Origin of the sequence: Pseudomonas sp. BGI-2 (assembly GCF_004310295.1) — a bacterium.
Taxonomy (GTDB): Bacteria; Pseudomonadota; Gammaproteobacteria; order Pseudomonadales; family Pseudomonadaceae; genus Aquipseudomonas.
Genome location: NZ_SISB01000046.1, coordinates 1 through 17,139, shown reverse-complemented (window position 1 = coordinate 17,139; position 17,139 = coordinate 1). Strand labels below are relative to the sequence as shown.

General features: G+C 59.2%; 18 protein-coding genes. 17 read left to right on the top strand and 1 reads right to left on the bottom strand.

The genetic code is table 11. The features are described 5' to 3' along the window. Window positions 1–3: 3 nt before the first annotated feature. From mltG to EYC95_RS25095, 9 genes are all read left to right on the top strand, one after another. Entirely contained in the window at window positions 4–1,233 is a 1,230-nt protein-coding gene (mltG, locus tag EYC95_RS25135) for an endolytic transglycosylase MltG (protein ID WP_131062723.1), read from the top strand. 19 nt (window positions 1,234–1,252) lie between these two features. Beyond that, window positions 1,253–1,885 carry a dTMP kinase gene (gene tmk / locus EYC95_RS25130; protein WP_131062722.1) on the top strand — a complete coding sequence of 211 codons (633 nt, stop codon included), beginning with the start codon at window positions 1,253–1,255 and terminating at the stop codon, window positions 1,883–1,885. After that, on the top strand, window positions 1,878–2,864 hold the full coding sequence (locus EYC95_RS25125) for a DNA polymerase III subunit delta' (RefSeq protein WP_131062721.1): 987 nt from the start codon (window positions 1,878–1,880) through the stop codon (window positions 2,862–2,864). The genes tmk and EYC95_RS25125 overlap by 8 nt, the downstream gene beginning before the upstream one ends. A gap of 42 nt (window positions 2,865–2,906) precedes the next feature. Continuing rightward, window positions 2,907–3,263, top strand: coding sequence for a PilZ domain-containing protein (locus tag EYC95_RS25120; protein WP_131062720.1), 357 nt, complete (start codon window positions 2,907–2,909; stop codon window positions 3,261–3,263). A gap of 14 nt (window positions 3,264–3,277) precedes the next feature. Then, window positions 3,278–4,063 carry a TatD family hydrolase gene (locus EYC95_RS25115; protein WP_131062719.1) on the top strand — a complete coding sequence of 262 codons (786 nt, stop codon included), beginning with the start codon at window positions 3,278–3,280 and terminating at the stop codon, window positions 4,061–4,063. Window positions 4,064–4,406: 343 nt separating this feature from the next. Further along, window positions 4,407–5,045, top strand: coding sequence for a TetR/AcrR family transcriptional regulator (locus EYC95_RS25110; protein WP_008152317.1), 639 nt, complete (start codon window positions 4,407–4,409; stop codon window positions 5,043–5,045). Between the two features lie 138 nt (window positions 5,046–5,183). Continuing rightward, complete coding sequence (locus tag EYC95_RS25105) at window positions 5,184–6,152, top strand: GTP 3',8-cyclase MoaA (RefSeq protein WP_131062718.1); 969 nt, start codon at window positions 5,184–5,186, stop codon at window positions 6,150–6,152. 185 nt (window positions 6,153–6,337) lie between these two features. After that, window positions 6,338–6,943: a DUF4823 domain-containing protein gene (locus EYC95_RS25100; protein WP_010461840.1), complete on the top strand. Its 606-nt coding sequence runs from the start codon at window positions 6,338–6,340 to the stop codon at window positions 6,941–6,943. 15 nt (window positions 6,944–6,958) lie between these two features. Continuing rightward, on the top strand, window positions 6,959–7,519 hold the full coding sequence (locus tag EYC95_RS25095) for a DUF1285 domain-containing protein (protein ID WP_131062717.1): 561 nt from the start codon (window positions 6,959–6,961) through the stop codon (window positions 7,517–7,519). 60 nt (window positions 7,520–7,579) lie between these two features. Here EYC95_RS25095 and EYC95_RS25090 read toward each other — a convergent pair whose 3' ends face one another. Continuing rightward, window positions 7,580–8,452, bottom strand: coding sequence for a triacylglycerol lipase (locus tag EYC95_RS25090; RefSeq protein WP_131062716.1), 873 nt, complete (start codon window positions 8,450–8,452; stop codon window positions 7,580–7,582). Between the two features lie 208 nt (window positions 8,453–8,660). On the opposite strand from EYC95_RS25090, the gene EYC95_RS25085 reads away from it, so the two are divergent. The 8 genes from EYC95_RS25085 to EYC95_RS25050 all read left to right on the top strand — a co-directional run bounded on the left by EYC95_RS25085 (window position 8,661) and on the right by EYC95_RS25050 (window position 16,999). Beyond that, complete coding sequence (locus EYC95_RS25085) at window positions 8,661–9,377, top strand: FadR/GntR family transcriptional regulator (protein WP_131062715.1); 717 nt, start codon at window positions 8,661–8,663, stop codon at window positions 9,375–9,377. 127 nt (window positions 9,378–9,504) lie between these two features. Beyond that, window positions 9,505–10,380 (top strand): SMP-30/gluconolactonase/LRE family protein, encoded by an 876-nt coding sequence (locus EYC95_RS25080; RefSeq protein WP_131062714.1) that lies wholly within the window; start codon window positions 9,505–9,507, stop codon window positions 10,378–10,380. Window positions 10,381–10,576: 196 nt separating this feature from the next. Continuing rightward, a complete protein-coding gene (locus EYC95_RS25075) occupies window positions 10,577–11,395 on the top strand; it encodes an SDR family oxidoreductase (protein WP_131062713.1) in 819 nt (272 codons plus the stop codon). A 115-nt stretch (window positions 11,396–11,510) separates the two neighbouring features. Beyond that, window positions 11,511–12,515 (top strand): substrate-binding domain-containing protein, encoded by a 1,005-nt coding sequence (locus EYC95_RS25070; protein ID WP_131062712.1) that lies wholly within the window; start codon window positions 11,511–11,513, stop codon window positions 12,513–12,515. Window positions 12,516–12,580: 65 nt separating this feature from the next. Beyond that, window positions 12,581–14,125, top strand: coding sequence for an L-arabinose ABC transporter ATP-binding protein AraG (gene araG / locus EYC95_RS25065; protein ID WP_131062711.1), 1,545 nt, complete (start codon window positions 12,581–12,583; stop codon window positions 14,123–14,125). Window positions 14,126–14,134: 9 nt separating this feature from the next. Further along, window positions 14,135–15,103, top strand: a complete 969-nt coding sequence (araH, locus tag EYC95_RS25060; RefSeq protein ID WP_131062710.1) for an L-arabinose ABC transporter permease AraH — start codon at window positions 14,135–14,137, stop codon at window positions 15,101–15,103. 187 nt (window positions 15,104–15,290) lie between these two features. Next, the gene (locus tag EYC95_RS25055; RefSeq protein WP_131062709.1) at window positions 15,291–16,004 is read left to right on the top strand and encodes a GntR family transcriptional regulator; all 714 of its coding nucleotides are present in this window, start codon (window positions 15,291–15,293) and stop codon (window positions 16,002–16,004) included. After that, a complete protein-coding gene (locus EYC95_RS25050; RefSeq protein WP_131062708.1) occupies window positions 16,001–16,999 on the top strand; it encodes an ADP-ribosylglycohydrolase family protein in 999 nt (332 codons plus the stop codon). Before EYC95_RS25055 ends, EYC95_RS25050 begins: the two co-directional genes overlap by 4 nt. Window positions 17,000–17,139: the final 140 nt, after the last annotated feature.

Sequence of the window (17,139 nt, the reverse complement as noted above, 5' to 3'; positions counted from 1 at the left end):
TACGTGAGACGTAAATTCTTGCTGCTGCTGGAAACCGGATTGGTTCTTGCAGGGCTGTGTCTGGGCGCCTCCGCCTGGAAAATTCATTCGGCGCTGGAACAGCCGCTCAACATCACCCAGGAAGAACTGCTGGAAGTGCCCAAAGGCACGACGCCTACCCGCACTTTCTATCGACTCGAAGCCGATGGCGTCATCAAGGACGCTTTCTGGTTGCGCGTCTATTGGCGTTTCAATTTGGCCGGACAGCCCTTGCACAAGGGCGAATACCGCATGCAACCCGGCATGACCGTCGAGGGGCTGATCGACCTGTGGAAGCGTGGCGATATTGTTCAGTACAGCCTGACCCTGGTCGAAGGCTGGAATTTCCATCAGGTCCGTGCGGCGCTGGCCAAGGATGAAAAACTCGAGCAGACCCTGAACGGTTTGAGCGATAGCGAGGTGATGGACAAACTCGGACACACCGGGATCTTTCCCGAAGGACGGTTCTTCCCCGACACCTACCGCTTCGTGCGTGGCATGACTGACGTCGAGCTGCTGAAGAAAGCCTACGACCGCCTCGACGAAGTCCTCGCCAAGGAGTGGGGCCAGCGCTCGGCTGACGTGCCGTACACCGAGCCCTATCAGGCGCTGATCATGGCCTCGCTGGTGGAAAAGGAAACCGGTGTGCCACAAGAGCGCGGGCAGATCGCTGGCGTGTTTGTGCGGCGCATGGCGATTGGCATGCTGTTGCAGACCGATCCGACAGTGATCTATGGCCTGGGTGATCGCTACAGCGGCAAATTGACCCGTGCCCATCTAAAGGAAGCCACGCCGTACAACACCTACATGATTTCGGGCCTGCCGCCGACACCGATTGCCATGGTCGGCCGTGAAGCGATCCATGCCGCGTTGAACCCGGTGGCGGGCAACAGCCTCTACTTCGTCGCTCGCGGTGATGGTAGCCACGTGTTCTCCGATGATCTGGATGCCCACAATAATGCGGTGCGTGAGTTCCAGCTCAAGCGTCGTGCCGACTACCGTTCCAGCCCGGCACCGGCCTCGTCGCCCGAAATCCAGAATGGCGAAACGCCGGAGGCCGAAGCGCCGATTCCGGCCGCTTCGCCCAACTCCGATCCCGAGACTGTGCCACCCGTAGCGCCGCAAGAGCCCGTTGCTGCACCCGCTCCGGAGCCTGAGCCTGAGCCCGAACCTGTGCCCGAGCCGGACGCAACCGCGCCGCAAAACCCGCAATGACCCTGATTAAGGACTGCCTGTGACTGGCTTGTTTATTACCCTGGAAGGCCCGGAAGGCGCCGGCAAAAGCACCAACCGCGAATACCTGGCCGAGCGCCTGCGTGCCGCCGGTATCGAGGTTGTGCTGACCCGCGAGCCGGGTGGTACGCCGTTGGCCGAGCGGATTCGCGAAGTGTTGTTGGCGCCGGTTGATGAAGTCATGAACCCCGACACCGAGTTGTTGCTGGTGTTTGCCGCGCGTGCCCAGCATCTGGCCGAGGTGATTCGCCCGGCGCTGGCCCGCGGTGCGGTGGTCTTGTGTGATCGTTTTACCGATTCGACCTACGCCTATCAGGGCGGCGGTCGCGGTTTGTCGCTGGAGCGCATCGCGGCCCTTGAAGCGTTTGTCCAGGGTGATTTGCGCCCGGACCTGACGCTGATCTTTGATCTGCCGGTGGAAGTGGGTCTGGCTCGCGCCAGTACTCGCGGTCGCCTGGACCGGTTCGAACTCGAAGGCCGGACCTTTTTCGATGCCGTGCGCAGTGCTTTCCTCAAGCGTGCTGAAGCGGATCCTGCGCGTTATGTCCTGGTCGACGCCGCCCAGCCGCTGGCGCAGGTTCAGCAGTCACTGGATGCGTTGCTGCCGCGTTTGCTGGAGTTGACTCGTGGCTGAAGCCTACCCGTGGCAGGACAGCCTCTGGCAGCAGTTGGCCGGTCGCAAGCAACATGCTCACGCCTATCTGCTGCATGGCCCGGCCGGGATCGGCAAGCGCGCGCTGGCCGAGCGCTTGATGGCCAGTTTACTGTGCCAGCGTCCCTCCGCCCAGGATGCCTGCGGCGAATGCAAATCCTGTCTGTTGCTGAAGGCCGGCAGTCACCCCGACAATTACATCCTGGAACCGGAAGAAGCCGACAAGGCGATCAAGGTCGATCAGGTGCGTGATCTGGTCAGCTTCGTGGTCCAGACCGCGCAGATGGGCGGCCGCAAAGTGGTGCTGATCGAGCCGGCCGAGGCGATGAACATCAACGCCGCCAACGCCTTGCTCAAAAGCCTTGAAGAACCTTCCGGCGATACTGTTTTGCTGTTGGTCAGCCACCAGACCAGCCGTCTGCTGCCGACCATCAAGAGCCGCTGCGTGCAGCAGGCCTGTCCGCTGCCGAGCAAAGCGATGAGTCTTGCCTGGCTGGCCAAGGCCCTGCCGGACAGCTCGGAAGAAGAGCGTATCGAACTGCTGACCCTGGCCGCCGGCTCCCCGCTGGCCGCGGTCAAGTTGCAGACACAGGGCGTGCGTGAGCAACGGGCACTGGTGGTCGAAGGCGTGAAGAAGTTGCTCAAACAGCAACAATCGCCGACGCAGTTGGCCGAAGAATGGAAAACCGTCCCGCAGTTGCTGTTGTTCGACTGGTTCTGTGACTGGTCGAGTCTGATCCTGCGCTATCAGTTGACCCAGGATGAAGCAGGGCTGGGATTGACGGACATGCGCAAGGTCATTCAATACCTGGCGCAGAAAACCGCTCAGGATAAAGTCTTGAGTATCCAGGACTGGATTCTCGCCCAGCGCCAGAAGGTCATGAGCAAAGCCAACCTCAATCCGGCATTGTTGCTCGAGGCGCTGCTGGTGCAATGGGCATCCTTGCCTACCCAGAAGTGATCGTCTGTGCCTAGACTCTGATCATCAGCAATGGAGGTCAGCATGAATGAAGCCGTCAGTCCGGGGCCGCGCAACGGCATTTTGTCCCTGGCCATCAAGGACAAATCCGTGCTTTATGCGGCCTACATGCCATTCATCAAGAACGGTGGCCTGTTTATCCCGACCGACAAGAGCTACAAGTTGGGCGATGAGGTATTCATGCTGTTGAACCTGATGGATGAGGCCGAGAAGATTCCAGTCGCCGGCAAAGTTGCCTGGATTACTCCTAAAGGCGCGCAGGGCAACCGTGCAACCGGGGTCGGCGTACAATTCAACGACGGCGACAACACCGCGCGCAGTCGAATCGAAACCCATCTGGCCGGAGCCATGAAGTCCGACCGTCCCACTCATACGATGTAAGTTGCAGCCTTTTTATGCTCGTAGATTCCCATTGCCACCTCGATCGTCTTGACCTCGCCGCCCACGACGGCTCCCTGGATGCCGCGCTCGATACGGCCCGCCAGCGCGGGGTAGGGCACTTTCTGTGTATCGGCGTCAGCGTCGAAAATACCGCGGACGTCAAAGCCCTGGCCGAACGTTATGACGACGTCGACTGTTCGGTGGGTGTGCATCCACTGGATGTACAGCCGGGTGCCGCGCCGGCGCTGGATTGGCTGTTGCGTGAGCTCAATCATCCGCGAGTGGTGGCGATTGGTGAAACCGGTCTGGACTATCACTACGAGCCAGAAGCCGCGGAGTTGCAGCAGGAATCGTTTCGCTTGCACCTGCAGGCCGCGCAGCAAACCGGTAAACCGGTGATCATCCATACCCGTGGTGCCCGGGAGGATACGTTGAGTTTGCTGCGCGAGGCCGCGTTGCCTCAGGCGGGTGTGTTGCATTGCTTCACTGAAGACTGGGACATGGCCAAGGCCGCGCTGGACATGGGTTATTACATTTCCCTGTCCGGTATTGTCACTTTTCGCAATGCTGATGCGCTGCGTGACGTCGCCAGTAAAGTGCCGGCTGATCGATTGTTGGTGGAAACCGACTCGCCGTACCTGGCGCCGATCCCTTTTCGCGGCAAACCGAACCTGCCGCAGTACGTACGCGAGGTTGCGGAATTTTTGGCAATGTTGCGTGGTGAGTCCTACGAGCGATTTGCCGAGCAGACCACTGAAAACTTCAAGCGGCTGTTTCCGCTGGCGCATGTGAAAGGCTAAATCGCAGGCAAAAAAAACCCGGGTTCTGGGGGGTGAATCCGGGTTAAGACCATTAGGAGTAAAACAAAGGCACGCGGTCCGTTGGTACCTATATCGACGCGACACTTGGGGGAGATGCCCCGCCGACAGTTCAAGTATTGATCAGTATTGCGCCGAGTCCAGTTTGCCGACCCAGGTTTTTTAAACAATTTTGGAATACAGCCGCTTCGGAAGTGTTCTCATCAGCTGGCGAACCTGTGTGAAATGATCAAGAAACACAGATATGGTCGGATGATCCGTGCATTTTGGCGCAAGTTAGGCATAATACGCGGCTTCGAATTTTGACCCCAACAGACCTTTTCTTATGCATAAAGAACCTCGTAAGGTCCGTGAGTTTCGTCGCCGCGAGCAAGAAATTCTCGATACCGCGCTCAAGCTGTTCCTCGACCAAGGTGAAGACAGTGTCACCGTCGAGATGATTGCTGATGCCGTCGGTATCGGCAAAGGCACGATCTATAAGCATTTCAAATCCAAGGCGGAGATCTATCTGCGTCTGATGCTCGACTACGAGCGTGATCTGAACGAGCTGTTGCATTCGGCTGATGTCGACAAGGACAAGGAAGCCCTGTCCCGGGCCTACTTCGAATTCCGCATGCGCGACCCGCAACGCTATCGCTTGTTCGATCGCCTGGAAGAGAAGGTGGTCAAGGGCAACCAGGTGCCGGAGATGGTCGAGGAGCTGCACAAGATCCGCGCCTCGAACTTCGAACGCCTGACCTTGCTGATCAAGGGCCGGATCAGCGAAGGCAAGCTCGAAGACGTGCCGCCTTACTTCCATTACTGCGCGTCCTGGGCGCTGGTGCACGGTGCTGTGGCGCTGTATCACTCGCCGTTCTGGAGCAATGTGCTGGAAGATCAGGAAGGTTTCTTCCAGTTCCTGATGGATATCGGCGTGCGCATGGGCAACAAGCGCAAACGCGATACCGACACCCCGAGCAGCTGAACCATTCAGTTGCCTTATCGCGCCATGATTTCGCTATATGGCGCAGTACCTCAGGAATATACTCAGGCATAGGACTTGCTAAAACTTGATTTGTGAGTCAAGTTTTGCGCGTTCGAATTCCTTTTGCCGGAGTGATCCATGATCGTTGACCGTCAAGGCAGGCGTTTCCGCAATTTGCGGATCAGCCTCACCTCAGCCTGCAATTACGCGTGTACTTACTGCGTGCCTAACGGCAAGCGGCTGGTGGCTGCGCAGGATGAATTGTCGGCCGAGGCCATGGCACGCGGCGTGGCGTATCTGATCGAAGCGGCGGGCATTGAGCGGTTGCGCATCACCGGTGGCGAGCCGCTGGTCAGCCCCAAGCTCGAAGCCTTCATGACCGCCGTCGGCAAGATGGGCCTGGAAGACATCAGCCTGACCACCAATGGTCAGCTGCTGGCAAAGAAGCTGCCATTGCTGGTGGATGCCGGCATCCGTCGCATCAACGTTTCCCTCGATACCCTGGACGCCCGCGCGTTCCGCAGCATTGCCCGTGGCGGAGATCTCGCGACCGTGCTCGACGGGATGGATCAGGCCAAGGCCGCCGGCTTGAAAATCAAGGTCAACATGGTGCCATTGCGCGGGCAAAACCTCGATCAGGTGATGCCGCTGCTCGATTACTGCCTGGAGCGTGGCTATGAGTTGCGCTTCATCGAGCTTATGCGCATGGGCCACTTGGCCAGCGACAACAACGCCTTCCTGCAACAGTTCGTCAGCCTTCAGCAGTTGTTGAGCCTGATCGGCGAGCGCTACGAATACCTGCAAGCCGATGCGCCTGTAGACGCGACTGCCGTGCGCTATGAAATACCGGGGCTAGGCCACTTTGGCGTGATTGCCAACGAAAGCGTTCCCTTCTGCCGGACCTGCTCGCGCCTGCGCCTGTCATCCACTGGATGGCTGCATGGTTGTTTGTCGTCGAGCAATCGCCACTATGTCGGCGATCTGTTGGACAAGCCACGCCATCAGGCATTGCCGGCGTTGCAGCGGCTTCTGGTGAAAGCCTTGGGGGACAAGCAGGAGGTGGCGTTTTCGGGTGGTGCGACCGTCATGAAGATTATTGGCGGCTGATCGGGGCCTCTTCGCGGGCAAGTCGGATCGCCGCACCGCTCGCTCCTACGGGAATGATGCGAAGCCTGTAGGAGCGAGGCTTGCCCGCGAAGCGATCTATCAGGCGACGTTGTTCTAGAGCTGGCGCGGAAGCTGCATCCCATGGCCATTCGCCGGTTTTCCGTCACCGGCCTCTGGAGGGTAGGATGCGTAGCCTTGTTTTGCTGCTGGCCGTTTTGGCGCTGGGTGGCTGCATGAATGTCAGCGATATGGCTGAAGGAACTCGCTACCACATGAGCGATGCTGGGCTGCTGGATCACAGCGACAGTCGTCGGGTGAATAACCTGCGCATCCAGCCGGACTCGTTCATCTACATCGCCCAAGGTGCTTTCGCGCCGCCGGGCAGTGCCTATCCGCGACCGAACGTGGTCGCTGAAGAAGCCTTCAATGGCTTTATCGAATATTTTCCGATGGTCCGCCGCGCGCGCGCCCCCGAAGGCCTCGACCAGGCCATGGGTGAAGCCCGTGCCGCCGGTGCCCATTACTTGCTTTACACTCGATTCGCCAAGGCTGATGACCGTATCGGCAACTCGGACGAATGGCTCGATCAGGAATACGTGGATCGCCTCGGCATCGACAGCGGCGTGATTCAGATCATGTTGATCGAGACCAGCACCCAGTATTTGATTGATACTGCACGTATCAAGAGTCGTGGCGGTTTACTGACGTTCCACGATAACAAGCCACAAGACCTGATTGGCCCGCCGCTGGAGCAGTACGCGCGCAGCCTGATCGGGCTCAGCGACCAGTAATTCAAGGAGAACGCCATGAGTGGCCCGCAAAAAGCCAACGATTTGTTGGGGCAAATCCCCAAAACCAAAGGCTTGCCGCCGGTCCACCTGTGGAACCCCGACTTCTGTGGCGACATCGACATGCGCATCGCCCGTGACGGCACCTGGTTCTACCTGGGGACGCCGATCGGACGCAAGCCGATGGTCAAGCTGTTCTCCACCATCATTCGTCGCGATGGCGATGATTACTTCCTGATCACCCCGGTCGAGAAGGTTGGCATCAAGGTCGACGACGCGCCGTTTGTGGCGATTGGCGTGGACGTGGAGGGCGAGGGTGAAGCTCAGCTCCTGCGCTTCACCACCAACGTCGACGAGACCACGGAAGCCGGCACTGAACACCCGATCCGCGTGGTGATCGATCCGGTCACGCAAGAACCTGCACCGTACGTGCATGTGCGCACCAACCTCGAAGCTCTGATCCATCGCAACGTGTTCTACCAACTGGTGGAGCTGGCCGTGACCCGCGAAATCGACGGGCAACGCTGGCTTGGCGTGTGGAGCGGCGGCGAGTTCTTCCCCATCGGGCTTGAGCCGTGAGACCGCTGAGTTGCTCTGTTCTGGAAAGCGGCCCGCTATAAGCGGGCCGTTTTATTGAGGTTACAAACCTTTGCTCTTGAGCAGAGCAGCATGGTCAAGGTAGAGCTTGACCGGGTTCACATTCCAGCTGTCGACCCCTGCAATCTGATTGACTGCGTCAAAGTGGTCCATCGGGTAATCCGAACGAATCACTTTCCCCAGGTGAGAACTGTATTGACCGACCAACCCGTCGTTAGCGTTCTTCTCTTTATAAAATAACTTCGATAGCGCAATACAGTTCAGGTGGGACGGATCGAGAGGTTGCAGGCTTTGAAAGTTTTGGACGATCCCGCTCCAGGAGTAGTAATACACTCCGTTTTCAATTTCTTTGCCTTCCCCGCCCCAATGTTCCGGTACCCCTTGCGGGTACTTACGATTGAAAGCGGCCAATCCCGTACTGGTCAGGGATTCGAAAGCTGCTTGAGCGTCCTGAGGGTTTTCCGGATGGCCGCTGATCAACGAAATGAAGGTGCCGACTGCTTCGAACAGGGCAAGTACGAGCGCTTCGGGCAACTCTCCAGGCGTCAGCGCCTTGTGCAATTGGTCGGCAATCTCGGAGCCATGATTGGGGCAGCTGACAGAAGTGACTGAAGCGACCTTTTCCGGATGTCGCGCCGCTACGTAGCGTGCGGCCAGTGGGCCTTGGCTGTGGCCGATCAGATTGACTTTGGCGGCTCCCGTTTTCTGCAAAATGCGGTTGACGTGTTCGAGCAGTTTTTCACCGCGCTCCTCGTTACCGTTGACGGCTGGAATGTTAACGGCAAACACCTTGGCACCCGCGCGTTCCAGCGCTTCCTTGATCCCGAAGAAGTAGGGGTAACCGGCGATTTTGTCGAAGCCGAAAAGACCGTGGACCAAAACAATCGGGTATTTCGTAGACGCATCCATGTTCATGCTTATACCTATCGATAGCGGACTCAAGTGGAACAGATGCTATTGACTGCTCGATCTGTCGCGGCTAACCGTAGGTCACAAAGTGAGATCCTTCAAATCGCTTGCCTGGATGCGGTCAGGCACAAAATCAAATTGACACCCAATCGTATGATGATTAGCTTGAACGCCCTTGCGAACGTCGCTGTGCCGTTCCTGCATCGAGGTGCCCATGTCCAGCAGTTTTCATGCGTCGACCGTCGATTGGCTGGGTTGCTGGATAGCCGCAGGCCAGGTCAAGCCCGGTGAAACCATCAAGGTTGAAGCCGACTTGGGTGAGCAGCTCGGCGTCAGTCGCACGGTCATCCGCGAAGCCATCAAAACCCTGGTCGCCAAAGGCATGCTCGAAGTCGGGCCGAAGGTCGGCACGCGGGTATTGCCGGTGCGGCGCTGGAACCTTTTCGATCCGCAAGTCGTGGGCTGGCTGTCGCGCAGTGGCTTGCCGGAAAACTTCGTCGACGACTTGCTCGATCTGCGCCGCACCATCGAACCGATGGCGGTGCGCTGGGCGTGCGAGCGCGCTACGACCGAACAGGTTCAAGCGATCTTGCAGGCCTACAACGCATTGGAACGGGCGGTGGACAGCGGCATCGAATACAACCACGCCGACCAGATCTTCCACGAGTGCATTCTCGCCGCCAGCCACAACCAGTTCATCGAACAAATGGTCCCGGCCCTCGGCGCGCTGTTGGCGGTGTCTTTCGAAGTGTCCGCTGCCGACCCGGACGAACTGCGCCGCACGCTGCCGATCCACAAAGATATGGCCGACGCCATCGCCGCCCGTGATGCCGCGCGGGGTGTCTGGGCCTGCATGACCCTGATCGATAACGCTGACCTGGCGATCAAACGGTTTTACCCGAAAGTCATGGCCGACAAAAAAGCCAGCTAAACACAAAGACCCCTTGTGGGAGTGAGCCTGCTCGCGATGAGGCCGGCCCATTCAATATTGATGTCGACTGACACACAGCTTCGCGAGCAGGCTCACTCCCACAAAAAAAACAACAGCAGGAGGTTTCATGACGTGGAATGCGGTTACCGGACACCGTGCACAACTCGGTGAAGGCCCGTTCTGGGATGTGCCGACCCAGGCGCTGTACTGGGTGGACATCGCCGGCAAGCAAGCCCTGCGGCTGATCGGCGCCAACGTGCAGATCTGGGAAATGCCGGAACACGTGTCCGCGTTCATCCCCTGCGAAAGCGGCGATGCGCTGGTGACGTTAAGCAGCGGCGTGTACCGGCTGGACCTGGATTCACCAGGGCTTGAACCTAAATTGACCTTGCTCTGCGTCGCCGACCCGCAACCCGGTAATCGCGCCAATGAAGCCCGCTGCGATGCTCAGGGCCGGCTCTGGCTCGGCACCATGCAAAACAACATCGGCGAAAACGGCGAAGACCTGCCCATCGTGCGTCGTTCCGGTGGCCTGTTTCGCATCGATCGCGATGCCCGGGTCACGCCGCTGCTCCGTGGGTTGGGCATTCCGAACACGTTGTTGTGGAGCGAGGACGAGACCACGCTGTTTTTCGCCGACAGCATGGACAAAACGTTGTACCGCTGTTTCGTCCACACCGACGGCAACCTGGACACGGCTTACGTCTGGTTCGGTCCCCATGAGCGAGGCGGGCCGGATGGCTCGGCGATGGATGCCGAGGGTTTCATCTGGAACGCGCGCTGGGACGGCAGCTGTCTGATCAGGCTGACGCCGGACGGCCATGTCGACCGCGTGATCGAACTGCCGGTCAGTCGCCCCACCAGTTGCGTGTTCGGTGGCGAAGATTTGAAAACCCTGTACATCACCAGCGCCGCGAGCCCGCTCAACCATCCGCTGGACGGTGCACTGCTGTCGATTCGAGTCGATGTGCCGGGCAAACCCTGCACTCGCTTCGCTGGATAGATCTCAAAATATGGGATGTAAAATTATATATTGAGATTAGTTACGGGTCGGGTTTATAGTCGGCCATCAGTTACACGCACTCACACTTAAAAAAACAAAACAGGTGAAGTGATGCAGCGATTTTCCAAACAGTTTTTTGACCGGACATCGACAGATGCCCGGTTTTTGTCTTGCCTGCAAAAGGGAGTCCTGATTCATGACTGAACGTCTCTCCCTGCCGCCAATGATCGAACCGCCGAAGGGCAAGCGCCTGAAAGACAAGGTCGTGCTGGTCACCGGCGCCGCTCAGGGCATCGGCGAGGCGATCGTCGCGGCCTTCGTCAATCAACAGGCCAAAATAATCATCAGCGACATCCAGGGCGACAAAGTTGAAAAAGTCGCGGCTCGGTGGCGTGATCAAGGCTTCAACGTTCATGCGATCACGGCTGACGTGTCTCGCCAGCAGGATCTGCACGCGATGGCTGAACTGGCCATCGAGCGACATGGCCGGATCGACGTGCTGGTCAACTGCGCCGGGGTCAACGTGTTCCGTGACCCACTGGAAATGACCGAAGAAGACTGGCATCGCTGCTTCGCCATCGACCTCGACGGCGCCTGGTATGGCTGCAAAGCCGTGCTGCCGCAAATGATCGAGCAGGGCATCGGCAGCATCATCAACATCGCCTCGACCCATTCCACGCACATCATTCCGGGTTGCTTCCCGTACCCGGTGGCCAAGCACGGCTTGCTCGGGCTGACCCGCGCGCTGGGCATCGAATACGCGCCAAAGGGCATTCGCGTGAATGCGATCGCGCCGGGCTACATCGAAACCCAATTGAACGTCGATTACTGGAACGGTTTTGCCGACCCCCACGCCGAACGTCAGCGGGCCTTCGACATGCATCCGCCGCGCCGAATCGGGCAGCCGATGGAAGTGGCAATGACCGCCGTATTCCTGGCCAGCGATGAAGCGCCGTTTATCAATGCCTCGTGCATCACCATCGATGGTGGTCGCTCGGTCATGTATCACGACTGAATAAAACGGGATTCAGACGCGGAATTCCGTCTGAAATCCAATCATCATACGATATGACTATTTTCGGTACCGGCTTTCAAAATAACGCTCAAAAAAAATAACAAGGAGTCAGCTTATGAATCGTCGTCGTGGGATCCGTTCCCTGTGCTGTGCCGCTTTGGCGGTTACTGCGGTCTGCCTGAGCAGCACGCTGCTGGCGGCCGAGGAAGTGAAAATCGGCTTCCTGGTCAAGCAGGCGGAAGAGCCCTGGTTCCAGACTGAATGGGCATTCGCCGAAAAGGCCGGGAAAGAGAAGGGCTTCACCGTCATCAAGATCGCCGTGCCGGACGGTGAGAAAACCCTCTCGGCCATCGACAGCCTCGCCGCCAACGGCGCCAAGGGCTTTGTGATCTGCCCGCCGGACGTCTCCCTCGGCCCGGCCATCATGGCCAAAGCCAAGCTCAACGGGTTGAAAGTCATCGCCGTCGATGACCGTTTCGTCGATGCCAATGGCAAGTTCATGGAAGACGTTCCGTACCTGGGCATGGCCGCGTTCGAAGTCGGCCAGAAACAAGGCAGCGCCATGGCCGCCGAAGCGAAAAAACGCGGCTGGGACTGGAAAGACACTTACGCGGTGATTAACACCTTCAATGAACTCGACACCGGCAAGAAGCGCACCGACGGTTCGGTCAAAGCCCTGGAAGACGCCGGGATGCCGAAAGACCACATCCTGTTCTCGGCCCTGAAAACCCTCGACGTGCCGGGTAGCATGGACGCCACCAACTCGGCCCTGGTGAAGCTGCCGGGCGCAGCGAAAAACCTGATCATCGGCGGCATGAACGACAACACCGTGCTGGGCGCCGTGCGCGCCACCGAAAGCGCCGGTTTTGTCGCGGCCAACGTGATCGGCATCGGCATCAATGGCACTGACGCCATCGGTGAACTGAAGAAAGCCAACAGCGGTTTCTTCGGTTCGATGCTGCCAAGCCCGCACATCGAGGGCTACAACACCGCCAGCATGATGTTCGAGTGGGTCACCACCGGCAAAGAACCACCGAAGTACACCGCGATGGACGACGTGACACTGATCACCCGCGAGAACTTCAAGCAGGAACTGGAAAAGATCGGCCTGTGGAACTGAGGGCTGGTTGATTTCATCGGCGGCCCTGGCGACGGGCTGCCTGATCTGTGTGATGAGGTGGTTTTATGCACGCGCAATTACAGACACATGAGCACAGCGTCGGCGGCAGCCTGCGTTTCAACGGGATCGGCAAAACCTTTCCCGGGGTGAAGGCGCTGGACAACATCAGCTTCGTCGCGCATCCGGGGCAGGTTCATGCCTTGATGGGCGAGAACGGCGCCGGTAAATCGACCCTGCTGAAAATCCTCGGCGGTGCCTACACGCCGAGCAGCGGCGACTTGCAAATCGGCGAGCAGACGATGGTCTTCAAGTCCACCGCTGACAGCATCGCCAGCCGGGTGGCGGTGATCCATCAAGAGCTGCACCTGGTCCCGGAAATGACCGTGGCGGAGAACCTGTTCCTCGGTCATCTGCCGGCCAGTTTCGGCCTGATCAATCGTGGTGCGTTGCGACAACAAGCGCTGGCCTGCCTCAAAGGCCTGGCCGATGAAATCGATCCGCAAGAGAAAGTAGGGCGCCTGTCCCTCGGTCAGCGACAACTTGTGGAGATTGCGAAGGCATTGTCCCGTGGCGCACATGTGATTGCGTTCGATGAGCCGACGAGCAGCCTGTCGGCTCGGGAGATCGATCGCTTGATGGCGATCATCGGGCGCCTGCGCGACGAAGGCAAAGTGGTGCTTTACGTGTCCCATCGCATGGAAGAAGTGTTCCGCATCTGCAATGCGGTGACGGTGTTCAAGGATGGCCGCTACGTGCGCACCTTCGAGGACATGAGCGAACTGACCCACGATCAATTGGTTACGTGCATGGTCGGTCGCGACATTCAGGACATCTACGATTACCGCAATCGCCAACGTGGCGCGGTGGCGCTCAAGGTTGACGGTTTGCTGGGGCCGGGGTTGCGTGAGCCGGTGAGTTTCGAGGTACACAAGGGCGAGATTCTCGGGCTGTTCGGTCTGGTCGGTGCGGGTCGTACCGAGTTGTTTCGGATGCTCAGCGGGCTGACGCGCAATACCGCCGGACGCCTGGAGCTACGTGGTCATGAGGTGAAGCTGCGTTCCCCCCGCGACGCCATCGCTGCCGGCATTCTGCTGTGCCCCGAAGACCGTAAGAAGGAGGGCATCATTCCGCTCGCCAGTGTCGCCGAGAACATCAACATCAGTGCGCGCGGCGCCCATTCCACTTTTGGTTGCCTGTTGCGCGGCCTGTGGGAGAAGGGCAACGCCGACAAGCAGATCAAGGCGCTGAAAGTGAAGACGCCCAACGCGGCGCAGAAAATCATGTACCTGTCCGGTGGCAATCAGCAGAAGGCCATTCTCGGCCGTTGGCTGTCGATGCCGATGAAAGTCCTGCTGCTGGACGAGCCCACTCGCGGCATCGATATCGGCGCCAAAGCCGAGATTTACCAGATCATCCACAACCTGGCCGCCAGCGGCATCGCGGTGATCGTGGTGTCCAGCGACCTGATGGAAGTGATGGGTATTTCCGACCGCATCCTGGTGCTCTGCGAAGGCGCGATGCGCGGCGAGTTGTCTCGCGCAGAGGCCAATGAATCCAACCTGCTGCAACTGGCTTTGCCGCGCCAACGCGCTGACGGCGTGGCGAACTGAGAGGTGACTATGACAATCCAAAACAACGCTTTGCCGACCCAGCGCAAACCTCTGGACCTGCGGCGCTTTCTCGATGACTGGGTGATGTTGCTGGCGGCCGTCGGGATCTTCGTACTCTGCACGCTGCTGATCGACAACTTCCTGTCGCCGCTGAACATGCGCGGACTGGGCCTGGCGATCTCGACGACCGGGATCGCGGCCTGCACCATGCTGTATTGCCTGGCGTCCGGGCATTTCGACTTGTCGGTGGGTTCGGTGATTGCCTGTGCCGGCGTGGTCGCGGCGGTGGTGATGCGCGATACCGACAGCGTGTTTCTCGGCGTCAGTGCCGCGCTGGTGATGGGGCTGGTTGTCGGGCTGATCAACGGCATTGTGATCGCCAAGCTGCGGGTCAACGCGTTGATTACCACCTTGGCGACCATGCAGATTGTTCGGGGTCTGGCTTACATTTTTGCCAATGGCAAAGCGGTCGGCGTGTCGCAGGATTCGTTCTTCGTCTTCGGTAACGGCCAGTTGTTTGGCGTACCGGTGCCGATCCTGATCACCATCGTGTGCTTCCTGTTTTTTGGCTGGTTGCTGAATTACACCACTTATGGGCGCAACACCATGGCCATCGGCGGCAACCAGGAAGCTGCGTTGTTGGCCGGGGTGAACGTTGACCGGACCAAGATCATTATCTTTGCCGTGCACGGGGTGATCGGGGCGTTGGCCGGGGTGATTCTGGCGTCGCGCATGACTTCCGGCCAGCCGATGATTGGCCAGGGTTTCGAGTTGACAGTGATCTCGGCTTGCGTGCTGGGCGGTGTATCGCTGAGCGGCGGCATCGGCATGATTCGGCATGTGATTGCCGGGGTGTTGATTCTGGCCATTATCGAGAATGCGATGAACCTGAAGAACATCGATACGTTTTATCAGTATGTGATTCGCGGTTCGATCTTGTTGCTGGCGGTAGTGATTGACCGACTGAAACAGCGCTAACACATCGTAAATGTGGGAGCGGGCTTGCTCGCGAAAGCGGAGTGTCTGGTACGTAGATGCTGCATGTGCCGACGCCTTCGCGAGCAAGCCCGCTCCCACATTTGATCTGTGTTGTTTGCTCCTCCTCCCGTCACCTCCCTGAAATATTCCTTGCTCGAAATACCCCGTTTCGGTTATCACGTTGTACATGATTAGACAGGTACGATTTGACAAGAAACAACGGGTGGTCGACGAACTCATCCGGCGCATTGAAAGCGGCCTCATGGAGGACGGCTTTCTGTTGCCGGGCGAGCATCAGTTGGCTCAAGAATTCAAAGTCAGCCGCGGCACGCTGCGTGAGGCCTTGGCCGAGTTGAAACGACGCAACTACATCGCGACCCAAAGCGGCGTGGGCTCCATCGTTACTTTCGACGGTGTGGTGCTCGATCAACGCAGCGGCTGGGCGCAGGCGCTGGCCGACAGCGGGGCGCTGATCAATACCGAAGTGCTGCGACTCGAAGCGGTGACGCGTCCTGACCTGCTGCCGCGCTTCGGCACCGACCAGTTCATCACCCTCGACCGGCGCCGCCGTTCCACCGACGGCAAGCTGGTTTCCCTCGAACGCTCATTGATGCCCGCCACCGGGGGCCTGGAAAGCCTGCCGCGTGTCGGTCTGATCGACAATTCCCTGACCATCACCCTGGCCGCCTACGGCTACATCGGCGAACGCGGCGATCAATGGATCGGCGCAGAACCCTTGAGCGCCGAGGACGCCGAGTTGCTCGGGCGCCCGGTCGGCACAGTCTTCCTCAAAGCCTTGCGCACCACGTACGACCGCCAGAACCGCTTCATGGAGCAGGTCGAAAGCTTGCTCGACCCGGTGCATTTTCGCCTGCACCTGCAATTTGGAGAATCAAAATGACCGCGCTCGACCGTGCGCTCGGCGCGTTCTACGGACTGGCCCTGGGCGATGCGCTGGGCATGCCGACTCAATCCCTGAGCCGCGCCGACATCAAGACGCGCTTCGGGGCGATCACCGATCTGCAGGACGCCGGCCCCGATCAACCGATTGCCGCCAACATGCCCAAGGGCTCGATCACCGACGACACCGAACAGGCAATTCTGGTCGGTCAGTTGTTGGTGGACGGTGAGGGCCGGATCGAACCGGCCGTGCTCGCTCAACGGCTGATCGAATGGGAAGCCGAAATGCAGGCCAAGGGCTCGCAAGACTTGCTCGGGCCTTCGACCAAACGCGCGATCGAGATGATCCTCGCCGGCCATTCGCCGGAAGAAGCGGGGCGCTACGGCTCCACCAATGGCGCGGCGATGCGCATCACGCCGGTGGGGATCGCGGCGGATGTCGCCAACCCTGAACGGTTCATCAGCGCCGTGGTGCAAGCCTGCCAGGTTACCCACAACACCACGCTGGGGATTTCCAGCGCGGCGGCGGTGGCGGCGGTGGTCTCGGCCGGCATCAACGGCATGGACATGGGCGAGGCGTTGAACCTCGGCCAGCAAATCGCCCAGCGAGCTGAAAGCCATGGCCACTGGGTGGCGGGCGGACGGATTGCCTCGCGCATCAGCTGGGCGCGGACCATCAGCGTCGACAGTGACAAGGCGTTGCTGGCGGATTTGCTGTACGACGTGATCGGCACGTCAGTGGCATCACAGGAATCGGTGGTGGTCTCGTTTGCCCTAGCGCAACAAGTCGCCGTCGGTGAAATGAATGCCTTCGAAGCGGTGTGCATGGCCGCGAGTCTGGGCGGCGACACCGACACCATCGCGGCGATACTCGGCGCGATGCTGGGGGCCTGTCTGGGGCTTGGGAGTTGGCCGGTGGCGATGATCGACCGGATTAAAGCGGTTAACTCGTTGGAGTTGGAACCGTTAGTAAAAGGACTGTTAGCTTTGCGCTGACTGGGCCGACGCCATCACGCCCTGAGCCTTTCCGTCAACGCGGTTTTGCTGTGTCCAGCTCGCTGGTCAACGGTGAGCCGTGCCGGAGCAAGGCCTGTAAATAAACCTTTTCGTCGTACACGGTACTGGTCTTCCAGCAC